General features: G+C 64.5%; 13 protein-coding genes. 2 read left to right on the top strand and 11 right to left on the bottom strand.

All coding sequences use genetic code 11. From position 1 onward, the window contains the following. The first annotated feature begins 181 nt into the window (after positions 1 to 181). Positions 182 to 1,423 (top strand): ATP-grasp domain-containing protein, encoded by a 1,242-nt coding sequence (locus QM590_RS16320; RefSeq protein ID WP_149404935.1) that lies wholly within the window; start codon positions 182 to 184, stop codon positions 1,421 to 1,423. 41 nt (positions 1,424 to 1,464) lie between these two features. Next, complete coding sequence (locus QM590_RS16315; RefSeq protein ID WP_149405573.1) at positions 1,465 to 3,471, top strand: hypothetical protein; 2,007 nt, start codon at positions 1,465 to 1,467, stop codon at positions 3,469 to 3,471. 56 nt (positions 3,472 to 3,527) lie between these two features. Here QM590_RS16315 and QM590_RS16310 read toward each other — a convergent pair whose 3' ends face one another. The 11 genes from QM590_RS16310 to QM590_RS16260 all read right to left on the bottom strand — a co-directional run bounded on the left by QM590_RS16310 (position 3,528) and on the right by QM590_RS16260 (position 13,025). Then, positions 3,528 to 3,743 (bottom strand): hypervirulence associated TUDOR domain-containing protein, encoded by a 216-nt coding sequence (locus QM590_RS16310; RefSeq protein WP_068055681.1) that lies wholly within the window; start codon positions 3,741 to 3,743, stop codon positions 3,528 to 3,530. Positions 3,744 to 3,801: 58 nt separating this feature from the next. Then, positions 3,802 to 4,764, bottom strand: a complete 963-nt coding sequence (locus tag QM590_RS16305; protein WP_262498234.1) for an alpha/beta hydrolase — start codon at positions 4,762 to 4,764, stop codon at positions 3,802 to 3,804. 144 nt (positions 4,765 to 4,908) lie between these two features. Further along, positions 4,909 to 6,045: an RNA polymerase sigma factor gene (locus QM590_RS16300; protein ID WP_149404934.1), complete on the bottom strand. Its 1,137-nt coding sequence runs from the start codon at positions 6,043 to 6,045 to the stop codon at positions 4,909 to 4,911. Between the two features lie 8 nt (positions 6,046 to 6,053). After that, positions 6,054 to 6,461, bottom strand: a complete 408-nt coding sequence (locus QM590_RS16295) for a YciI family protein (protein WP_149404933.1) — start codon at positions 6,459 to 6,461, stop codon at positions 6,054 to 6,056. A gap of 95 nt (positions 6,462 to 6,556) precedes the next feature. Continuing rightward, entirely contained in the window at positions 6,557 to 7,579 is a 1,023-nt protein-coding gene (gene fbaA / locus QM590_RS16290; RefSeq protein ID WP_149404932.1) for a class II fructose-bisphosphate aldolase, read from the bottom strand. 32 nt (positions 7,580 to 7,611) lie between these two features. Next, positions 7,612 to 8,601 (bottom strand): LacI family DNA-binding transcriptional regulator, encoded by a 990-nt coding sequence (locus tag QM590_RS16285; protein ID WP_269595711.1) that lies wholly within the window; start codon positions 8,599 to 8,601, stop codon positions 7,612 to 7,614. A 54-nt stretch (positions 8,602 to 8,655) separates the two neighbouring features. Then, positions 8,656 to 9,306 carry a nucleoside/nucleotide kinase family protein gene (locus QM590_RS16280; RefSeq protein WP_149404930.1) on the bottom strand — a complete coding sequence of 217 codons (651 nt, stop codon included), beginning with the start codon at positions 9,304 to 9,306 and terminating at the stop codon, positions 8,656 to 8,658. Continuing rightward, a complete protein-coding gene (locus QM590_RS16275) occupies positions 9,303 to 10,235 on the bottom strand; it encodes a PfkB family carbohydrate kinase (RefSeq protein WP_149404929.1) in 933 nt (310 codons plus the stop codon). The genes QM590_RS16280 and QM590_RS16275 overlap by 4 nt, the downstream gene beginning before the upstream one ends. Next, positions 10,216 to 10,998 carry an ATP-binding cassette domain-containing protein gene (locus QM590_RS16270; protein ID WP_269595712.1) on the bottom strand — a complete coding sequence of 261 codons (783 nt, stop codon included), beginning with the start codon at positions 10,996 to 10,998 and terminating at the stop codon, positions 10,216 to 10,218. Before QM590_RS16270 ends, QM590_RS16275 begins: the two co-directional genes overlap by 20 nt. After that, the gene (locus QM590_RS16265; RefSeq protein ID WP_269595713.1) at positions 10,995 to 11,984 is read right to left on the bottom strand and encodes an ABC transporter permease; all 990 of its coding nucleotides are present in this window, start codon (positions 11,982 to 11,984) and stop codon (positions 10,995 to 10,997) included. The genes QM590_RS16270 and QM590_RS16265 overlap by 4 nt, the downstream gene beginning before the upstream one ends. A gap of 42 nt (positions 11,985 to 12,026) precedes the next feature. Further along, the gene (locus tag QM590_RS16260; protein WP_149404927.1) at positions 12,027 to 13,025 is read right to left on the bottom strand and encodes a substrate-binding domain-containing protein; all 999 of its coding nucleotides are present in this window, start codon (positions 13,023 to 13,025) and stop codon (positions 12,027 to 12,029) included. Between the last annotated feature and the right edge of the window lie 268 nt (positions 13,026 to 13,293).

Below are 13,293 nucleotides of genomic sequence, written 5' to 3'. Positions count from 1 at the left end.
TCGCACTCCTCGTTCCAGGAAGGCGCGCACCGCACCTCGTCGATCGTGAACGCTACCGAACACCTGGATCCGGCGCGTTTCCGATCCACAGTCGCATACAGGGGTGCCCGGTGACCGATACTGCCTCTGTACGGTGGAGCGAAGGACCTCGACCGATGAATCATCTAGGGGAAGGAACTTCATGGCTCAGCCAGACAGGCTGGAGAAAGACCCGAACAAGGGTTTCGTGGCCCTGCTGGGGTGGAGTTTGGCCGCGGTGGAAGCACTGGACAAGTTCGATCGGCGCTACGTCGTCGTCGCCCCCGAGTGGGCCGAGGCGTACTGCACCGAGCACGACATTCCGTACCTCCCGTGGAACTTCGAGCGACTCAACGATCGCTCACTGGAAATCGCCGAGACCCTGCAGGACAAGGGCGTCGACGTCGCGATCCCGCTCTACGAGGAGACGGTCGAGTGGGCCGGTGCCATCAACTCGGTACTGCTGGGCAACCCGCGACTGTTCGGTCAGGCGATGCTGCTGCGCGACAAGTCCTTGATGAAGCGTCGCGCCCAACTCGGTGGAATCCGCGTCGGCATCTTCGAAGAGGCCCACGACCGCGAGGACGTCATCCGATTCCTCAAGCGCGTCAACCAGACCTTGCTCAAGCTCGACGGCGATCCGAACGATCCCATCCATGTCAAAGCATTCGACAAGGCAGGCTGCCTGGGACACCGCGTCATTCGCACCCCCGACGAGGTCGACTCCATTCCCGACGAGGAATTTCCGGCACTGATGGAATCACATCTCGACGGTTGGGAGTTCGCCGTCGAAGCATGGATCCACAACGGCAAGATCAAGTTCCTCAACATCTCCGAATACGTCACGCTCGGCTATTCGGTGTTCGTTCCGGCCACACCGGAACTGGAGAAGTATCGCGAGCAGATCACGGTGCAGATCGAGAAGTTGATCAAGACCTTCGATATCGAGTTCGGCTTCATTCATCCCGAGTACTTCGTCACCAGTGACGGCGAGATGTACTTCGGCGAAGTTGCTTACCGCCCACCGGGTTTCAAGGTGTTCGAGCTGCTCGAGCGGGCCTACGGCTTCAACGCCTACCAGGGCCTGGCGTTGGCGTTCGATCCGAAAACCACCGAGGAGGAGATCGACGCCTTCTTCCCGAAGGAGGTCGTCGACGCCACCGGTGTCGCCGGATGTTTCGGGGTGTACCCGCGACGCCGCGTCGTCAGCCAACTGCAGATTCCCGAGGAGACCTCCGGGCACGACTACTACGAGACCAACGATCTGTCGGCACCGGTGGAGGAAACCGTCACCAAGAGAACGGCATTCGGCACCCACTGGGGCCTGCTGTACTTCTTCGGTGATGACACCTACGTCATGCGTGACTTGTTGAAGCATCAGGAAGAACTGGACTTCTACGTGTGAAGCAGCAACTCGGAGACGACCGCAACCCATCGTCACAGACCATGGACGAGCCGGCACCGACGGACGCGACCACCACCGTGGACAAAGCATTGGCATCACGGTTGGCGCAACTGGACCATGCCGTGCATGCCTTGGCCGATGCACCTGAGTTCAGCAAGAACACCAAGGTGCGACGAGTTCTGGATGGTGTGCATCGAGTCCTGTTGCAGCCCGGCGGTTGCGGTGCAATTCGCGAACGCGCCGAGGTGCTCGAGAATGCGGGGCTGTTCGCGGGCACCGATTGGGCACAGCCGGACATTCTCGTTCCAGGGTTCGTAGGGCCCAGCTTGCGCAGCGGCAACGACGACACCTTCGTACTCGAGGCGACCAGCGAACTGCGGATGGTCGCGATCGTTGCGGGAGAGTACGAGCATGCTGCGGTGACCGCCGAGGATGCCCGCCGGTTCCTTTCTCAGGTTCTCGCGGTGAATCTCGACGTCCTGTTCACACCACCGTCCGAGTCGGAGCGAGTTCGCCTGGGCCGCACCGCTCATCTGATCCGTGATCTGTTCGGGTACGTGGCCGGGCAGATCGGCTACGACAGTGTGCTCGACGAGTTGGTCGAGGAAATCTGGCGGATTCTGCGGCAGCGTCCGATTCAGGTGGACACCATCAAGGACATGGTCACCCGCATCGCGATCTATCGTGACGATCCCACCGTCGATCTCGGCACATCAGGTCAAGGCCTGGATCGGTTGATCACGGCACTGTTCGGCACAACCGATGCCTGCCGCGAGGATCCGGGCGTCGAGGTGTACCGGTCGCGACTCGAGGCGATGGACGTCGAGGCGTTGCAGTTCGAGGCCCGCGGATTCGCGCGAGCCATGCACGACACCGGGCTCGTCTCCCCGTATCACGCGACGCTGACGCAGTATCTCGTCGACCACTACTCGTACGTGCTGCCCGAGGCCCTCGGTCTGTCCGATACCGGCCGGACCTGCCTGACGCGGTATCCGGAACTGGTGCATCGCCTCATCGAGGAGACGGTGTATCCCGAGACCGCGCAGTGCCTCTACGGATTGGCACTGCTTCTCGATCGCGGGATTCTGCATCAGCCGCCGATCGTGCCGTCCCTGTGGCGGCAGATCTCGCTGAAACTTGCTCCCGCAGTGCGGGAACGACTGATCACCACGTTCGGGCCGGTCCCCGCGCCGGAGTCACGCTTGCTCGGGGGCTTGCTCTCGATGCTCGGGCAGCCCCTCGGTGTGGGCCAGGGCGACAACCCGACGTGTCAGTCGGCGCGGGCCTTGTCGATGTGGGCCTACAACGATCCCGACTACCTGCTGCAGATGGTGGTGTGGGCGGCGCGTGACGAGGAGATCGTCATGCACTTCGAGGGGCAGTCGATCTCGTCGACCGAGAGTGTCAGCGGCGTCGCCACGACCGATCCGGTGGACCTCGATCCCGCGTCGCTGTTGCTGGTTCCGCACCTCGATCGCATCTATGCCGAGATGGTCCGGCGTTGCGCCGATCGTCCAGGCGATCCGCACCGCTGGGTCAATCCCGAGTTCCACGGGTGGTGGTCGGCACGCGAATTCCACATCGACGTCGACGTTGCGACCGGCAATCTCGTCGGCCTGGACGCCTTTCTGCGGCAGTTCTACGCCGCGTACCACCCGGAGTACAACGGGCACCAACCCTTGATCCATCCGCAGCCGGCAGGTGTGGCCGTAACCGACAGCGCCGCAAGGTATGTGGGGTGGCACGCCATCACGATCCTGCGCGTGAACACCGATCCCGACGGCGTCATGCGGGTGTACTTCTTCAACCCGAACAACGACAGCGGTCAGGACTGGGGCGACGGCGTCGTGGTGGGCACGGCGGGCAACGGCGAACGCGCAGGCGAGGGTTCGCTGCCGTTCGACCAGTTCGCCTCACGGCTCTACATCTTCCACACCGATCCCCTCGAGCACGGCGAGCCGGAGAGAATCCCCGCCGAGGACATCGAGCGCATCCGCGGCTACATCGAACGGAGTTGGGGCGCAGAACGATCGGTGCCCGAGGCCTGAGATCCACTTGTGCGCCCCGAGTCGACAACTCGGGGCGCACAGGTGATCTTGTGGCGTCAGTCCTTCTTGTCCAGCGCTTCCGGCTTGTGCACCGCGTCCTTACCGGATTTGTCGCTCTCGACCCGGTACTGCGGCTCGTCTTTCGATGCCTTCACGGTGCGGCCTGCGGCTTCGGTCTCGGAGGTGATCTTCTCCACCACCGTTCCCTCGGTCGTGTTTCCGTGGGTCTGCCATTCGACCTTGTCGCCCTTGTGCAGTTCGTCCTTCGACATGTTCGCGTTGTCCTTTCGCCGGTGTGAACCACGCTTACCCGCCGGACTCTCGATGCAATCAGCTGGTTCCCAGAGCCGGTGCCAGCGTGGTGAACCAGGCCTCACGCAGCTGATCCTCGAACAGCGGCCAGGTGTGCGCGCCCTCCTCGCGCATGGACACCGTTGCCGGCACGTCTGCTCGGCGCAGGGCGTCGACGAAGATCGACGTGCAGTGGTTGACCATGGCCTCCACCGCCATTCCGCCGAACGGCGGGATCGCGCCCTCGGGAATGCGATCCACCGGTCCGGGCAGTCCGCGGGAGGAGCTGACGTAGACCGCGGTTCCGCGCAGCCGCTCGACATTGAGTGACGGGTCGTGGTCGCGCCATCCCTGACCTCCCGGCAGCCCCCACATGTTGAAGGGGTTGTTGAGTCCGCCGGCGATCATCGCCGAAATACCGGCAGTGGCAAGCGGGTTGGAGGGTGCCGGGCATCCACTGAACGACGCGGCCGCGTCGAACACATCCGGGGCCTGGATCGCCAGATCCAGTGCGGGACCACCACTCATCGACAGCCCTGCCACGCCGCGTCTGCCGGTCGAGCCGTAGGCCGCGTCGACGGCGGCAGGCAATTCGCGGCTCAGGTAGGTCTGCCATTTGTTGCTGCCGAGCACGGGATCGGTTGTTTGCCAATCGGTGTAGAAACTGAAGCGACCGCCGATCGGTGCGACGACCGTGACGTTCTTGTCGAGAAAGAACTGCTCGACGCCCGAGTTGTTGAGCCACCCGACTCCGTCCTCGTTGCCGAGTGCGCCGTTGAGCAGCACGAGAGTGGGCGCAGGGCCACCTTCCGGCGAATGCAACACCTCGTTGGAAATGACCCGATTCATGGACGGGGAGAAGACGTTCAGCACCGCTCGGGTCGCCGACACCTGATGGATGCCGACGGCTCCCGCAGCCGCGTCGGCCGATCCGGAGTTGCCCGGCAGCGCCTGCGCCGGTGTTCCGATCATCAGCATCGACGCTGCAGCCGCGGCCGTCACGAACGCAGCGGATCGAGTTCGTTTCCTTCTCTTCTGTCCCATTGGCAACTTCAGCACCATACGAGGGTCGCACGGATTCCGCTTTCTACCGCTAACGATCGGATTACGAAACCGATCGGTCCGTTCGCTTGCCGCCTGCGGGGCTCAACCGGCTCTGATCCGCGCGGCCTGCAGAGTCAGATGGTGCCGCTCGGGAATCGACGACGCCTTCTCCGCCGCCTCCACGTACAACTCGGCAGCACGCAACAGATCACCGGCCTTCTCGCACAGGTACGCGGCCGCCGCTGTGTGCCGCGGAACGGCCGGATCGACCTCGCCCAACGCCTCGAGCCCCGCCGCCGGACCGTCGGCCTCCCCGATCGCAACCGCTCGATTGAGTCGTACGACGGAACTGTCCGTGAGAGCGAGCAACTCGCCGTACCACTCGACGATCTGCGGCCAATCGGTCTCCTCCACACACCGGGCGTCGGCGTGCAGGGCGGCGATGGCCGCCTGCGCCTGGAACTCACCCAACCGATCGCGGGCGAGCGCCGCCTGCAGGATGTGCACTCCCTCCGCGATCAGCGTTGTGTCCCAACGAGATCGATCCTGTTCAGCGAGATCGATGACGTGACCGTCGGGCCCGGTTCTGGCCGAACGCCGGGCGTGGTGCAACAGCATCAGCGCCAACAGCCCGGCCGTTTCCTCGTCTTCGGACAACCCGGCCAACTGCCGGGTCAACCGAATCGCCTCGGCCGCCAGATCGACGTCCCCGGTGTACCCCTCGTTGAAGACGAGGTACAGCACTCGTCGCACCGTCCCCACATCACCGGGCGCGTCGAAACGCACGTCGCGCACCGTGCGTTTGGCGCGGCTGATGCGTTGCGCCATGGTCTTCTCCGGCACCAGGTACGCCTGCGCGATCTGCCGCGTCGTCAATCCCCCGACGGCACGCAGCGTCAGTGCCACCGCTGCCGCCGGACCAAGCGAGGGATGCGCGCACAGAAAGAACAACTGCAGCGTGTCGTCGACGCCGCTCACGGTGCCAGGATCCGGTTGTGCCGCGACTCGATCCTCTCGTGCTCGTCGCGCCTTCTCGGATCGTTCTGCGTCGAGAAACTTGCGCCACGCGACGGTCACCAGCCAACCCTTCGGATCGGCAGGCGCGTCGGCGACACACGTGGAGGTCGCCTCGAGCATCGCCTCCGCCGCGGCGTCCTCGGCCGACGCGAAGTCGGCTCCGCGGTGGACGAGGACACCGATCACCGCGGGTGTCAGTGCCCGCAGCACCTGGGGGTCCATGGCGATCGTCAGTCGGCGATGGTGGGGGGAGCCTCCATGAACGGACGCAGTTCGAGCCATTCGTGAATCGGTTCGCCGCCTGCTCCCGGCGCGGCCGACAACTGCCCGGCGAGTTCGAGCGCTCGCTCGTAGCTCTCCACGTCGATGATCATCCAGCCTGCGATGAGATCCTTGGTCTCGACGAACGGACCGTCGGTGACCGGCGGCTTGCCCTCACCGCCGGAGCTGACCCAGGTCCCCTCGGGAGCCAGGGCCTGGGCGTCGACGAACTCGCCGGTGGCTTCGAGTTCGGCGGCGAAATCCTGCATGAACTGGATGTGGGCGTGCACCTCCGCAGGCGTCCACCGGTCCATCGGGACGCTGTTGATCGGCTCCGGCGCGCCGCGGTAGTGCTTGAGCATGAGGTACTTGGCCATGGTGTCTCCTGACGTTCGATGCGGCCATTCTTGCCGCATTCGACCCTGGGACGGAACCGGTCCGCAGATTTCGACACACTCGACGAAAAAGACTCTCAGCGCATCGTGCGCCCTGCCGAGCCCAGCATCTGTGTCGCCTCGACCACGCGAGCCGCCATCGCCGTCTCGGCCGGCTTGCCCCAGGATCGGGGGTCGTAGGCCTTCTTGTTTCCGTACTCGCCGTCGACCTTGAGAACCTGGTCGTACTTGCTCATCATGTGACCGGCGATGGATCTGGTGAACGCGTACTGGGTATCGGTGTCGATGTTCATCTTGATCACCCCGCTGGCGACGGCGGAGGCGATGTCCTCTGCGCTGGAACCCGATCCGCCGTGGAACACCAGATCGAAGGGCTTGTCCTTGCCCGTCTCGGCTCCGACGACGGACTGGATCTCGTCGAGGATCTCGGGTCGCAGATGTACCGAGTCGGGGTTGTAGACGCCGTGGACGTTGCCGAAGGTCAGAGCCGTCATATAACGACCGCGCTCCCCCGCACCGAGCGCAGCGATCGTGGCGCGCGCATCGTCGACCGTCGAATACAGCTGTTCGTTGATCTCGTGTGACACCCCGTCCTCCTCCCCGCCGATCACTCCCACTTCGATCTCCAGAATGGTGTCGGCCTCCACCGACAGGTCGAGCAACTCGCGCGCGATCCGCAAATTCTCGTCCAACGGCACGGCCGATCCGTCCCACATGTGCGATTGGTACAGCGGCGATAGTCCGCGGCCGCGTCGTTCGATCGCGTCGGCCAGCAGGGGGCGGACCCAGTCGTCCAGATTCTCGGCGGGGCAGTGATCGGTGTGCAGCGCCACCGAGATCGAATAGTGCTGCGCCACTTCGTGGGCGTACTGCGCGAGCGCCTTGGACCCGGCGAAGCGGTTCTGCACGGCGTTGCCGGACAGATAGAGCGCGGTGCCGACCGATACCTGAATGATGCCGTCACTCTCGGCTTCGGCAAATCCCTGCAGAGCTGCGTTGAGAGTCTGCGAACCGGTGACGTTGATCGACGGGTAGGCGAACCCACCCTCCTTGGCGCGATCCAGCATGGCGGCATACTGCTCCGGACTGGCAATCGGCATGGTGGGTCCTATCTTTCGGGTGTGGCTGCGGTCTACGTGCAGCCGCAGGAATTGCGATGGGTGAAGGTGGTGGGCACTCGAATGGACCGAGGTGTCTCTTCGCTGCCCTCGATTCGATTCAGCAACAGGTCGGCTGCGGTTCGGCCGATCGTCTGCACGTCCTGAGCCGCCGCGGTGAGCCGGGGCTCGAACAGATCCGACCACTCGAAGTCGTCGTAGCACACGAAGGCGAGGTCGGCGGGGATCGACAAGCCCAGGCCGCGAACCGCTTTCAGCGATCCGATGGTCATCGAGTTGTTCATCGACACCAGAGCAGTCGGCCGATCCGGACCCGACATCAGCTCACGCACTCGGGACTCGGCCACCTCCACACTGGACCGGCCGTCGAGAACGAGTCGAGGATCGAGTTCGATTCCTCGATCCGCAAGTGCGCGAGAGTAGCCGTCGAATCGCTCTGTCGTGGAGGAGATCCCTTCGATGCCGCGGACGATCGCGATGCGTCGATGTCCGGCGTCGAGGAGGTGGGTTGTGAGCTCGTACGCCGACGCGTCGTTCTCCGGGCCCACCTGGTCACAGGAGACATCGAGCATCCGGTCGATCAACACCAGAGGGGTTCCGCTACGGACGATCTCGGGAATCGTGGAGAACTCCGAGCCGGCTGCGGGCGCGAGAATCATGCCGTCGACCTGACGGTCGAGCAACGAGTCCGTCACCCTGCGCTCGGAGCGTGGCTCGTCGTGCGAGTCACCGAGGATCAACACGTAACCGGCCTCGGACAACCGCTCCTCGACGGCATGGACCAGGCTGCCGAAGTACGGGTTGGTCAATGCGGCGATGGACAGTCCCACGGTGTGCGTCCGACCCGCCGCGAGCGATCGAGCGACGACGTTGCGCCGATAGCCGATCTCGACGATCGCTGCGTCGACGCGCTCCCGGGTAGCGGGATTGACGTTGCGGGTTCCGTTGAGCACATGGGAGACAGTCGATACCGATACCCCGGCAAGGCGAGCAACGTCGTCCATCGTGGGCATGTCAGTCGGCCTGACTCTGTCGGGTCTCGTGGCTCGGTGGAACAGTCATGTCAGTCGCAGGATTCGATCGGCGCGGAGTGCGGTCGACCCGATCAATTCCGCGTTGCGCTCGTCCGAGCCCAGTGCCCAGAACTTCGCGTCCTCGTGCGACTTTCCGTAGGCCTCGTGCCTGGCCACCAGCCGCTGGTGCCGAACCGTCGTATGCGGGGCCAGAAACCAGACTTCGTCGATCATCGCACGCGCCGCAGGCCACGCGTCGGACTCCATCAGCAGGTAGTTGCCCTCGGTGACGACGAGCGGGACAGTCGACGGGACCGGAATCGAGGACCCGATCGACTCCTCGATCTCGCGCCGAAATCTCGGCGCGTACACGATGGGGTCACCGGGCTGTTGGTCGTGAATCGCCGCGATCAGCCGCGCATAGCCGCCGTCGTCGAACGTGTCGTGGGCACCCTTGCGATCGAGCCGGCCCAGCTCGATCAACACCTCGTTGGCGAGGTGGAATCCGTCCATCGGAACCAGTACCGCGAGTTCCGGCCCGAGCGCATCGACGAGTTGCTGAGCCACAGTGGACTTTCCGGCACCCGGCGCACCGGTCAGGCCGAGTATGCGTCGCTGACCGGACACAGCCGACTTTCGCGCCAGCTCCACGAGTTGTTCGAGGGTGGCTTCCTGTACGTCCTGGTCAGTGCTCACCGTTGTCGCTTTCGAGTCCGTGGGTAGTGAAGTGTGTCGGCGGAGAGTTCGTGTAACCACGCTCTGGGGCCGATCACCGAGCAGCGCAATGCGGCAACGTGAGCCGACCTGTCGATGCGCTCGGAAAGAGAGCCTGGCTGCGTGGAGTAGTAGGCATACGCTCCGTGGAACGCATCCCCGGCACCCAGAGTATCGACCACTGCGACCGGCTCCACATCGACCGATCCCGACGATCCCTCGGACCACCATTCGACGGGATCTTCGCCGTGGGTCGTGACGACGGTGTGCACGCCGGATCCGACGAGCGCCGCGGCGGTGGAAGCGGTGTCCGAGGTGCCGGGGGCGCGAAAGTCCGCCGAGCACACCATGTCCGTGGCGTGCGGAATCAGCTCGCTCATCACCGGTTTCCAGCGACCGGCGTCCACGACCAACGTGGTAACCCGCGCCGCCGCATGTTCCGCGGCGGCGCAGGCGATCAGGGGGTGGTGCCCGTCGACGAGTACGACGTCGGCACCGGCCACGACGGCTTCGAGATCCTCCGGCGGCGAGGCGTCGGAGTTCACGGCGTCGGCCGAGACGACCGACCGATCACCGGTCGATTCGATCACCGTCACAGCAGAGACGGGCACAGCCCTGGTGGAGCCCTCGGCGGCGTCGATCACCCGCACTCCGAATGCCGCCAGGTCGGCCTTGATGAGGGCTGCCACCGGGTCGTCTCCGAGCGCGGTGACGAGCACCGCCGTCCCGCCCAGCGCGGCGAAGGTCACCGCCGCGTTGGCAGCAGGTCCTCCCGCCGCGACGAACTGTGCGCTCGAGGTGATCTTCTGGTTGGGTGCCGGCGCTGCCGACACTCGATGAACGACGTCGAGTGTCGCCAGCCCGACGAAAACACCGATCGGACCGGTCGATTCAGCGGCCTGCGCGTTCATCGTCGGTCGGCTCCTCCGCGCCGGTCATGAGCGCGACGACCTCGGACATGGTGCGGTTCTTCGGATTCACGACGCCTGCACGCTTGCCGAGGCGGTGGATGTGAATGCGATCGGCGACCTCGAACACGTGCGGCATGTCGTGGCTGATGAGCACCACCGGTATGCCTCGGTCGCGAATAGTGCGAATCAGATCGATCACCATGCCCGACTCCCGCACGCCGAGTGCGGCCGTCGGCTCGTCCATGATGATCACTCCGCGTCCGAACGCTGCCGCCCGCGCCACTGCCACGCCCTGACGCTGACCGCCGGAGAGCGTCTCGACCGCCTGATTGACCGACTTGATGCCGATCTTCAGGTCCTGCAGGTGCTTCGACGATTCCTCGCGCATCCGCGGCATGTCGAGGCGACGAAACAGACTTCCGCTGATGCCTTTCCGCTTGATCTCGCGTCCCAGATAGACGTTCGACGCGATGTCGAGCGCCGGAATGACAGCCAGGTCCTGATAGACCGTTTCGATGCCCGCTGCTCGTGCGTCGCGCGTGTTCTTGAACGACACCGGAGAGCCGTTCATCAGAATCTCGCCCGAGTCGGGAATGACAGCGCCCGCCAAAGCCTTGATGAGACTGGACTTTCCGGCACCGTTGTCGCCGATCACCGCCAGCACCTCACCGGGCCGCAACTCGAAGTCGGCACCGTTGATGGCCGTCACACTGCCGTAGGTCTTGACCAGGCCGCGCGCTTCCAGAGCGAGGGGGGCATTCACTGTGACCTCCTACGTGCGAATTGATCGACGGCCACCGCGACGATGACGAGAATGCCGGTCGCGACGTTCTGGTACAGGCTGTCGACGCCGGCCTGGGTGAGACCGTTGCGCAGCACACCGACGATCAGGGTTCCGATGAGAGTCCCGATGACGGTGCCGCGGCCACCGAACAGGCTGGTTCCACCGATGACGACCGCGGTGATCGTTTCCAGGTTGGCGTTCTGATAGGCGTTCGGGTCGGCGTTGGGGATCCGTCCGAGCGCTGCCCACGCCGCGATCGCCGCGATGACTCCCGTGACGATGTACACCGAGAACAGCACGCGACCGGACTTGATGCCCGAGCGATCCGAGGCCTGCGGGCTACCACCGACCGCGTAAATGTGCCTGCCCCAGGATGTTTGGGACAACGCATACCACATCACGGCGTAGACCAGCAGCATCACCACCACGCCGTACGTCGTGGAGAAACTCCCGATCTTGAACGAGGTACCCAGCAGCGTCAGCGGTCCGCTCGGCACCTGGTAGGTCTCGGAGCCGGCCAGCAACCTGGTGGCTGCCTGAATCGCAGTGAACGTGCCGAGCGTGACGATGAACGGTGGCAGTCGCAGCATCGTCACCAATCCGCCGTTGATCGCACCGAACGCCAGGCAGACGGCAAGCGTGGAACCCAGTGCGACCACCGGACCGTTCGCGCCTGCCGACTGCGCCATCACGATGGTGCCCATCACCGCCACCGCACCGATCGACAGATCGATACCGGAGGTGAGGATGATCCGCGTCTGGCCGACAGCGAGAATGCCGACGACCACCGACTGCTGCAGGATCAGAGAAACGTTCTGCGGGTTGAGAAACGAGCTCGAGATCGAGCTGAAGACGATGACGGCGATGAGGAGTGCGGCCATCGGCCCGAGCAGCGGTTCACGCAGGATGGTCCCTACGTTGAACCGGCTCGGAGCCTTGGGCTCGGCGGCGGTGTCAGTACTCACGGATCAGTCCTCGTGTGGGAGCGGTGGTCCGGGAATCCGCGATCAGCCCCAGCAATTCTCTTCGCCCCACGCGGTGTCCTGCGAATCGATTCCGTCGACGGGCTGATCGGTGACCAACTGCGAGCCGGTGTCGTTGAAGCCGCTGGGCTTGGTGCCGTCCTCGGCGAACTTCACCACAGCGTCGACGCCCTGCTCGGCCATCTTCGCCGGGAACTGCAACACCGTCGCGCCGATGATGCCGGCCTTGACGTTCTCGATGCCGGTGCAGCTGCCGTCGATCGAGCCGATGGTGATCTGATCGGCGCGGCCGGCAGACTGAATCGCCTGGTACGCACCCGCTGCTGCGGGCTCGTTGATCGTGTACAGCGCATTGACGCCCGGTGCGCGCTGCAGCAGGTTCTCCATGGCGGTCTGCGCCTTGGTCTGATCGCCGTTGGTGTTCTCCTGTCCGACGATCTCCGGCGAGCTGTCGGTCAGGCCCATGCCCTCGAGGAAGCCGTCGTGACGGAACGTGTCGACCGTGCCGCCCGCGGTGCCGTCGAGCATGATGACCTGGGGCGCAGTGGTTCCGAGAGTGCCCTTGACCCATTCGCCCTGGCTGACGCCTGCGGCCTTGTTGTCGGTGGCGAACGTGGCGTCGACCGCATCCTCGGGGTCGGTTGCGGTGTCGAGGGCGATGACGACGACGCCGGCGTCACGTGCCTTCTTGATCGCGTCCAGGACTCCGGTGGACGAGTTCGGGGTGATCAGAATCCCCTTCACACCCTGCCCGACCAGGTTCTCGATGGCCGCGACCTGTCCCTCGTTGTCACCGTCGAAAGCGCCGGCCAGAGCCACCAGCTCGGCTCCGCTGGAATCCGCCTGCGCCTGCGCTGCCTCGCGCAGCTTCACGAAGTACGGATTGGAGTCCGTCTTGGTGATGAGCCCCACCTTGACGCTGTCCGAATCCGAACTGCTGCAGGCGGTCAGACCGAACACGAGCGAACCGGCCATGAGCGCGGTGCCGATCGTCAGCGCGGACTTCCGACGGTGATTGAACATGTGGACTCCCTTGTCCCCTAACCACGCGGTCGCGTCGCTCGATTGCAGGAGCCTAGAACGCATACAAGCGCTTGCGCATGCGCTTTCGCCGAAACAAACTTGGATTCTTTTTCACCGACCGGGCAGACGGTTCGTGACGGGGGTCACGCAGTTTGCGTCGGCCCGGTTCGCGTCGCCCCCGTTCCCGCAAATGCGCGCGCGTTTGCCATCCGCCGCTCAATGTCAAGCTGTCTGGAGTCGGTTGTTGTTGATTCCGACTGTTGCGGGC

Origin of the sequence: Rhodococcus sp. IEGM 1372, assembly GCF_030056835.1 — a bacterium.
GTDB lineage: Bacteria > Actinomycetota > Actinomycetes > Mycobacteriales > Mycobacteriaceae > Rhodococcoides.
This window is presented reverse-complemented; position numbering and strand designations above follow the sequence as displayed.

Coding starts and splice junctions, on each gene's coding strand:
- QM590_RS16320 (WP_149404935.1), top strand. CDS start 182: ATGGCTCAGCCAGACAGGCTGGAGAAAGACCCGAACAAGGGTTTCGTG.
- QM590_RS16315 (WP_149405573.1), top strand. CDS start 1,465: ATGGACGAGCCGGCACCGACGGACGCGACCACCACCGTGGACAAAGCA.
- QM590_RS16310 (WP_068055681.1), bottom strand. CDS start 3,743: ATGTCGAAGGACGAACTGCACAAGGGCGACAAGGTCGAATGGCAGACC.
- QM590_RS16300 (WP_149404934.1), bottom strand. CDS start 6,045: ATGGACCCCCAGGTGCTGCGGGCACTGACACCCGCGGTGATCGGTGTC.
- QM590_RS16295 (WP_149404933.1), bottom strand. CDS start 6,461: ATGGCCAAGTACCTCATGCTCAAGCACTACCGCGGCGCGCCGGAGCCG.
- fbaA (WP_149404932.1), bottom strand. CDS start 7,579: ATGCCGATTGCCAGTCCGGAGCAGTATGCCGCCATGCTGGATCGCGCC.
- QM590_RS16285 (WP_269595711.1), bottom strand. CDS start 8,601: ATGGACGACGTTGCTCGCCTTGCCGGGGTATCGGTATCGACTGTCTCC.
- QM590_RS16275 (WP_149404929.1), bottom strand. CDS start 10,235: ATGAACGCGCAGGCCGCTGAATCGACCGGTCCGATCGGTGTTTTCGTC.
- QM590_RS16260 (WP_149404927.1), bottom strand. CDS start 13,025: ATGTTCAATCACCGTCGGAAGTCCGCGCTGACGATCGGCACCGCGCTC.